Source organism: Gordonia sp. i37, from assembly GCF_002043085.1.
Lineage (GTDB): Bacteria > Actinomycetota > Actinomycetes > Mycobacteriales > Mycobacteriaceae > Gordonia > Gordonia polyisoprenivorans.
In genome coordinates this window covers 1-7,386 of sequence record NZ_MVPX01000409.1, presented here as the reverse complement: position 1 = coordinate 7,386, position 7,386 = coordinate 1, and the positions used below count along the sequence as shown (strand labels likewise).

Here is a 7,386-nt window from a genome sequence, read left to right as displayed (position 1 = left end):
CCCTTGACGAGCATGTCGGGATCGCCCGCGATCGTGTAGACGGCCTCGACCTCCGGGATGCGCGTCATCTCGGCCATCATCTCCTCGGGCTGCGACGTCCCGACGTAGCGGACCTCGGTGAACGCCTCGACGGGTCGGCCCAGCGCCGCGTGGTCGATGGTGGCGGTGAATCCGGTGATGACATTCTGGGCCCGTAGCCGGTCGACGCGACGTTTGGTCGCGGCCACCGACAGATTCACCCGTGACGACAGATCGGAGAAGGTGGCGCGGCCGTCGTCGGACAGCAGTGCCAGCAGCTGAAGATCCACATCGTCGAACTCGACCATGCGCAACAATTTATCGCAGCAGCGGCATAGCTGACAAAGATTTGCGTTGTGAGCGGTAGTTCGCGCCAAGTCCTTGTGGGCCCGTTGTCTGGCTCACTACCGTCCTGCGCCATGACCACAGCATCTTCGGCAGACATCCTCGACGACTTCTCCAACCGCGACTTCGAGCAGATCGTGCTCTGCCGCGATCCCGAAGCCGGCCTCGAATCGGTTATCGCCGTGCATGATACGACCCTCGGCCCATCGCTCGGCGGTGTGCGTATGCGCGCCTACCCCACACAAGCCGACGCGATCGCCGACGCGATGAACCTCGCGCAGGCGATGACCTACAAGGCGGCACTGGCCGGGTTGCCGCTCGGTGGCGGCAAGAGTGTGATCAACGTCGATCCCCGCGTGGCCAACCGTGACGAGATCCTGGTCGCCCACGCGAAATACATTGCCGCCCTGGGTGGCCGTTACATCCCCGGCGTCGACATGGGCACCTCGGTGCGTGATCTAGAGCTGATCGGACGCCACGTCGACGTGGTCTCCAGCCAGCGCGGCGACCCCTCGTACTTCACCGCCCGTGGAGTGGTCCGCAGCATCGAGGTGGCATTGGAGGCATCCGGCCGGTCGGTCGACGGGGCGCGTGTCGCCATCCAGGGTCTGGGCAATGTCGGTCTGCACGCCGCGCGCATGCTGGCCGGCGCCGGGGCTCAGGTGTTCGGCGCCGACATCGATCCACAGCGTGTACGCGGCGCCGTGGACGAGATCGGCATCACCGCAGTCGATCTCGACGAGATCCTGCTCTCCGACGTCGACGTCGTCGCACCGTGCGCCGGTGGCGGGGTGATCGACGAGCGGGTGATCGCCGGGATGCGCGCCTCGATCCTGGTGGGAGCCGCCAACAACATGCTCGCCCATTCGGCGCTCGCCCGGGACCTGCGCGACCGGGGAATCGTCCACGTCCCGGACTTCGTCGCCAACGCGGGCGGGCTGCTCGCCGTCGAGGCCGAGATCCACGATGGGGAGCAAGGACTGGAAGGCCGGGTCGACGCGATCGCCGACACAGCCCGCGACATCCTCTCTCGCGCAGCATCGACCGATACCGACAGTGTGAGCGTCGCCCTCGCGATGGCCATCGAGATCGTCGAGGGCAAGCGGAAGTACCGGCCGTACTTCGCCGCCGCGCGGTAGTCGCCACGTTCCAATGGTTGCCGTGGCTACCTCCCGATGGTCGAGGTGTCTGCTTCGTTTGCCGGCGGTGACCACCCTTCCGCCGGTCGAGGCGAGACGAGCCCCCTGGGGCGAGGAACCTCGAGACCCCTTGCGCCGAGCGGTATCCGATGTGCGGTGGAGCAAGAACAACACCGGTGCAGCTGGTCTCGATGCTCGGCACACGCGCCTCGCACCTCGACCATCGGGGGGTTCGGAGGTGCCCCGAGTGCGGTTTCGGTGGCCGACGTGCACGTCCAGCCGTGAGTCTGGTTATGTCGATGTCAGAGGTGCAAGCCATGTGACCTCGGAAAGGACTCGCCATACTCCCACGCACGATGCCGAAGCAGTACAGATCTTCGTCGAGTCGGGTTCGGTGACGATCATCGGCGACCGATGGGGCTCGCCCGCAGACTCGGCACCGATCGTCATGCTCCACGGTGGCGGTCAGACCAGGCATTCGTGGGATCGGAGTGCGAAAGCGCTGGCCGAGCAGGGGCGCGAGGTGTGCACCTTCGATTCCCGGGGGCACGGTGACAGTTCGTGGGCGCCCGATGGCAACTATGCGCTCGACGGCTTTGTCGACGATCTTGTCGCGATACTCGCCACCCTGCCGGCCAAGCCGGTGCTGATCGGCGCGTCGCTGGGTGGGATCACCAGCCTGTGCGTCGCCGGCGAGCATCCCGACCTCGCCTCGGCACTGGTGATGGTGGATGTGGTCGTCGACGTCGAACCCGAGGGGATCGACCGGATCAAGACGTTCATGACCGACCACATCGACGGCTTTGCGTCGTTGGAGGAGGTCGCCGACGCGATCGCCGCATACAACCCGACGCGTCGACGCCCCAAGAACCTCGACGGGCTGCGCAAGAACGTCCGGCTGCGTGAGGACGGCCGCTGGTACTGGCATTGGGACCCGGCGTTCATCGCCTCCGATGACGATGAGCCGCGCCGGCACACCGATCCTGCTCGACTGACCGCGGCGGCACGCCAGGTCACGATCCCCACCCTGATCGTGCGCGGCGGAAAGTCGGACGTGGTCAGTGATTCCGGAATCGCGTCCATGAAAGCCCTTGTCCCGCACGCGGAGATCGCCGACGTCAGTGCGGCCGGACACATGGTCGCCGGTGACGACAATCAGGTGTTCGCCGGGGCGATCGAGGAGTTCTTGGCGCGGCACGCGCTGTGAGAAGCACTCTTCGGCGAACAGCTTGCGTCGTCCGAGGTGGTGGCAGGGTCGTCAAGATCGCGTAGAAATCGTCGCGCAGCGCGCCCACATCGCGTCAAGACCTCCCTGCATCGCTGTCGTCGCCATCCGGGCCGGAGTAGACAGACCAGATAGAACTGGTCACACGCCCGGTGGAATGGACACCGGAACCTCGGTGGCGCAACCGATGTGGAGGTGGGGTCGATAAACGCTTCGATGAGGAACGGCCGTCTGTCCCATGGCGGCGGTGCGATTACGCGCTGGTTTCGCGCACGCTGGAACCTGACCCCGCAGGAACGGCACAATCTGCGCATGTCATGCACCCCGGCGGCAGTGGTCACTGCGTCGCTCGGAGGGCACACAGCAGCATGCCGGCGGCAGTGAGACGCTGTCACCCCTCCGGCGTATCCGCCCCCAATCGCGCAGCCGGCCCGGTGAAATAGTGTTCGCCGTCGAACGACGCCGGATGTCCGGCCGCGAGGTAGGTCCCGAGGCCGGCCTGAGTGAGTTCGGCAAACAGCGGGTTGTCGGTGAGTGCTCCCGATCTGATCACCTCGTCGAAGCTGCGGTAGCGCTGCGAGAGCACCGACGACCCGTCGAGGGCGGCGGCCGCCTCGTCGGTGGAGTGTTCGGCGAACCACTTGCCGAACAACGCATTCAGCACGCTGCGATGGGTGTAGCGGTCGGCTTCACGGGAGAAGTCCGCGTCGAGAGCCTGCTCGATCGCGGTGATGACGGAGTAGGTTCCGGTGATACGTACGAGATCCCGGAAATGGCGGGGCGTCAAGGCCACGAGCATGAAGCGGTCGCCGTCGGCGGTGACGACGTCGGTGCCATAGGTGCCGTACACATCGTTGCCGGTCGCCGGGCGTGAGTGTGCGTTGACCTGCGGTTCGGTCAGATAGCCCAGGGTGCTGGCGATCGACAGTGCGGTGTCCTCCAACGGCAGGCGGATCGACGCGCCCTGGCCGGTCTGCTCGCGCCGACGCACCGCGGCGGTGACGGCCAGCGCCGCATACAGGCCGCAGACCACATCCCAGGCGGGTAGCACGTGATTGACGGGGCCGTCGTGGTCGACGGGGCCGGTGATCTGCGGAAATCCCAGCCCCGCATTGACGGTGTAGTCGACGGCGGGGGAGCCGTCGGAACCGCCGAGCAGCTCCAAGAGAATGACGTCGGGGCGAAGAGCGGCAAGGGTGTTGTGGCTCATCCACTCCCGGCCGCCCGAGTTGGTGACGAGAATGCCGCCGCCGGGGCCGGATTCGGTGACGAGGCGTTGGACCAGCCGCTGACCTTCGGCAGAACGCAGATCGGCGGTGACCGACTTCTTGCCCTTGTTGAGACCCGTCCAATAGATCGAGGTGGTGCCGTCGTCGGTGAGCGGCCAACGATTCACGTCGGCGGCGCCGCCGATCGGATCGACCCGGATGACCTCTGCGCCCAGTTGCGAGAGGGTCAGCCCACATAGTGGGGAGGCGACGAAGCTCGATACCTCGACCACCCGAATCCCGGTCAGGGGCCGGGCGTGTTCGGTCGGCATGTCAGACCGCCTCGAGAGCAGCGCGCCGTAACCGGTTGCTGCTCATGTCACATGAACCGTCCGCCGGTGACCTCCATGACCGTGCCGGTCATGTAGGAGGACAGGTGAGTCGCGAGAAACAGTGCGACCGTGGCGACCTCGCTGACCTCACCGGCCCGTCCCATCGGGATCTCGGCCATCTTCTGATCCCACGCCTTCTGTGGCATTGCCTCGGTCATCGCCGAGCGGATGAGGCCCGGCTGGATGGCGTTGACCCGTACTCCTTGGTGCGCAAGCTCTTTCGCCGCCGCCTTGGTCATGCCGACGATGCCGGCCTTGGCTGCCGAATAGTTGCTCTGTCCGACCATGCCGACCTTGCCCGACAGGGAGGAGAGGTTGACGATGGCGCCGCTCTTGCGTTCGCGCATGATCGCCGCCGCCTTGCGGGTGCCGTTCCAGGTGCCCTTGAGGTGGACGTTGATGACCTGGTCGAATTGCTCTTCGGTCATGTTGCGCATGGTGGCGTCCCGGGTGATGCCCGCGTTGTTGACCAAAACGTCGACGGGTCCGAAATGTTGTGCAGCAGCTGCGAGTAGCGCGTCCACGTCGGCGCCGCGGGTCACATCGCACGCCACGCCGACGGCCACACCGTCCCCGCCGAGTTCGGTGGCGGCTTTCTGCGCGGCCTCGGCATTGATGTCACCGATGACGACGTGGGCGCCTTCGTCGACGAACAATTGCGCGATGGCGAAGCCGATACCCTGTGCGGCACCGGTGATCACGGCGGTCTGGTCCTTCAAGAGTGGTCCGGGCATGGGAATCCTGTCGTGTGAGTGTGCTGAGATGGTGTGGCGCGGTGGGCTACTTGCTTGCCGCACGAATGAGGTTGCCGCCGATGATGAGTCGCTGGATCTCGCTGGTGCCTTCGTAAAGCCGGAGCAGGCGGACGTCGCGGTAGATCCGCTCCACCGGAACCTCGCGCATGTAACCGGTGCCGCCGTGGACCTGCACCGCGAGATCGGCGACCTTGCCGACCATCTCGGTGCAGTAGAGCTTGGCCACCGATGGTGCGGTCCGTCGGTCCTCGCCGGTGACGTATTTGAGCGCGGCGTCACGTACGAGTGCGCGCCCGGCCATCACCCCGGTCTGCTGGTCGGCGAGCATGGCCTGCACCAATTGGAAAGAGCCGATGGGCTTTCCGCCCTGGGTGGCATTGGCCGCGTATTCGACCGACTCATCGAGGGCACGTTGTGCCTGCCCGACCGCGAGCGCAGCGATGTGCACCCGACCTCGCGCCAGGGAGGTCATCGCGGCGCGATATCCGGTCTCCTCGTCACCGCCGACGAGAGCCGAGGCGGGCACACGCACGCCGTCGAAGCTGACGTCGGAGGTCCACGCCCCTTCTTGGCCCATCTTCTTGTCCTTGACTCCGACCTCGACCCCTGGTGTGTCGGCAGGAACCAGGAATACGGCAATACCTGTGTTCTTGCCTTCTGCGGACTGTTCTGATTCAGCCCGCTCGCTTCGCTCCCGGCGCTGGGTTCTGGCGAATACGACGAACAGGTCGGCGATCGGTGCGTTGGTGATGAAACGCTTCTGCCCGTCGATCACCCACTGGTCGCCGTCGAGCGTCGCCTTGGTGCGCAGGCCGGCGGGATTCGAGCCGGCGCCGGGCTCGGTGAGCGCGAAGGAGGCGACGACGTCGCCGGAGGCGATGCGCTCGAGCCAATCCTTCTTCTGCTCGTCGGTCCCGAAGTTCACCAACACCTGCCCGGCGATGCCGTTGTTGGTGCCGAACATCGACCGCAGAGCGAGCGTCGTGTAGCCGAACTCCATCGCCAGCTCGACGTCCTGGGTGAGATCGAGGCCGAGGCCACCCCATTCTTCGGGGATCGCGTAGCCGAACAGTCCCATCTCGGCTGCCTGGGCGCGCAGGTCGTCGGGGATGGCGTTGGTCTCGGCGATCTCGTTCTCGCGCGGCACGACCTTGGTGCGGATGAAGTCGTGGACCACCGAGCGGATCTGCTCGAAGTCGTCCGCGCTGACGGCCGGGGTGTGCTGCTGTGCGGGTGAAGCCATGCGATCGAAATTATCAAATCTGTGGGGTTGCGCCAACTATCCGAACTATATCTCCTGGCTATGTCTTACATAGCGGGTGAGTGATAGTTGAGTTTGATAATCTCTGCGCGTTGATGTGAGTCGAGGAGGCAGTGGTGGCACAGCCCGTGGGTGGTCGATCGGTCGAGGCGGCATCGTCGGTGCTCAAGCAGATTGCGGCCCAGGAGATCCGCCGCATGGTCTTCGCCGGCGAGATGCGGCCGGGAACCAAGGTCGATCAGGATGCGGTCGCCGAATCTCTCGGGATGAGCAAACTGCCGGTGCGTGAGGCGCTGATCTCACTCAGCGGGGAGGGAATCATCGAGACGATTCCACGGCGCGGCGCCTTTGTGGCCGACCTGTCCCGCGAGGACATTCGCGATCACTACTGGATGCTCGGCGTGATCTCCGGGCTGGCCGCCGAACGTGCGTCGGCGACTCTCTCCGACACCGACCTCGACGAGCTGCGTGTGTTGGCGACCGAGATGGAGGAGGCGACCGAGCTCCTCGAGATCGAGCGCCTCAACTTCCGCTTTCATCGGCTGATCAACCTCGGCACCCGCTCACGGCGCCTGATCGCCGAACTCAAACTCCTCAGCGGGGCAATCCCGTCCGGCTTCTTCGACTCCCACCCGGACTCGGTCGCGTCGTCCTTGCGGGATCATCGCGAGATCGTCGATGCACTCGCCGGCCGCTCGCCGGGTATGGCACGCACGCTGACCGAAGGCCACTTCCTCCGCGGCGGTCATCGTGCGGTGGCTCTCCTGGAGGAGCGCGGGTTCTGGAGGTGAGTGCACCCGTTTCCGGTCGGTGGTCGAGGTGCGAGGCGCCCCTGGTCCTTCCCCGATCGGTGGTCGAGGTGCGAGGCGCCCCAGGCGCCGAGCCGTTCATCGGTGGTCGAGGTGCGAGGCGCCCCAGGCGCCGAGCCTCGAGACCGAGCCGAACCCAGGCTGGAACCCCACGGAAACTCACCCGAAAAACTTTCGACAACCTCTTGCCAACCCGACAAACCCGGCATACACTCGAACACAACAACACACAAA

The 7,386-nt window shown here is 65.7% G+C and carries 7 protein-coding genes; 3 read left to right on the top strand and 4 right to left on the bottom strand.

What is annotated here, in order from left to right; translation table 11 throughout:
* Positions 1-326, bottom strand: a 326-nt coding sequence (locus tag B1964_RS20330) for an Lrp/AsnC family transcriptional regulator (protein ID WP_079931061.1), incomplete at its 3' end; no start/stop codon positions are given.
* Between the two features lie 111 nt (positions 327-437).
* On the opposite strand from B1964_RS20330, the gene B1964_RS20325 reads away from it, so the two are divergent.
* Positions 438-1,502 (top strand): Glu/Leu/Phe/Val dehydrogenase dimerization domain-containing protein, encoded by a 1,065-nt coding sequence (locus B1964_RS20325; RefSeq protein WP_079931060.1) that lies wholly within the window; start codon positions 438-440, stop codon positions 1,500-1,502.
* Between the two features lie 319 nt (positions 1,503-1,821).
* Entirely contained in the window at positions 1,822-2,709 is an 888-nt protein-coding gene (locus B1964_RS20320) for an alpha/beta hydrolase (protein WP_079931059.1), read from the top strand.
* Between the two features lie 409 nt (positions 2,710-3,118).
* Here B1964_RS20320 and B1964_RS20315 read toward each other — a convergent pair whose 3' ends face one another.
* The 3 genes from B1964_RS20315 to B1964_RS20305 are packed head-to-tail and all read right to left on the bottom strand — an operon-like array spanning position 3,119 to position 6,325.
* Positions 3,119-4,267, bottom strand: coding sequence for a CoA transferase (locus B1964_RS20315; RefSeq protein ID WP_079931058.1), 1,149 nt, complete (start codon positions 4,265-4,267; stop codon positions 3,119-3,121).
* A gap of 47 nt (positions 4,268-4,314) precedes the next feature.
* Positions 4,315-5,061 carry a 3-oxoacyl-ACP reductase FabG gene (gene fabG / locus B1964_RS20310; protein ID WP_079931057.1) on the bottom strand — a complete coding sequence of 249 codons (747 nt, stop codon included), beginning with the start codon at positions 5,059-5,061 and terminating at the stop codon, positions 4,315-4,317.
* 46 nt (positions 5,062-5,107) lie between these two features.
* Positions 5,108-6,325: an acyl-CoA dehydrogenase family protein gene (locus B1964_RS20305; protein ID WP_079931056.1), complete on the bottom strand. Its 1,218-nt coding sequence runs from the start codon at positions 6,323-6,325 to the stop codon at positions 5,108-5,110.
* Positions 6,326-6,459: 134 nt separating this feature from the next.
* Here B1964_RS20305 and B1964_RS20300 point away from each other — a divergent pair, with 134 nt between their 5' ends.
* Positions 6,460-7,134, top strand: a complete 675-nt coding sequence (locus B1964_RS20300) for a GntR family transcriptional regulator (RefSeq protein WP_079931062.1) — start codon at positions 6,460-6,462, stop codon at positions 7,132-7,134.
* Positions 7,135-7,386 lie beyond the last annotated feature (252 nt).

Excerpts from the sequence above, each read along its gene's own strand:
- B1964_RS20325 (WP_079931060.1), top strand. The coding sequence starts at position 438 with ATGACCACAGCATCTTCGGCAGACATCCTCGACGACTTCTCCAACCGC.
- B1964_RS20315 (WP_079931058.1), bottom strand. The coding sequence starts at position 4,267 with ATGCCGACCGAACACGCCCGGCCCCTGACCGGGATTCGGGTGGTCGAG.
- fabG (WP_079931057.1), bottom strand. The coding sequence starts at position 5,061 with ATGCCCGGACCACTCTTGAAGGACCAGACCGCCGTGATCACCGGTGCC.
- B1964_RS20305 (WP_079931056.1), bottom strand. The coding sequence starts at position 6,325 with ATGGCTTCACCCGCACAGCAGCACACCCCGGCCGTCAGCGCGGACGAC.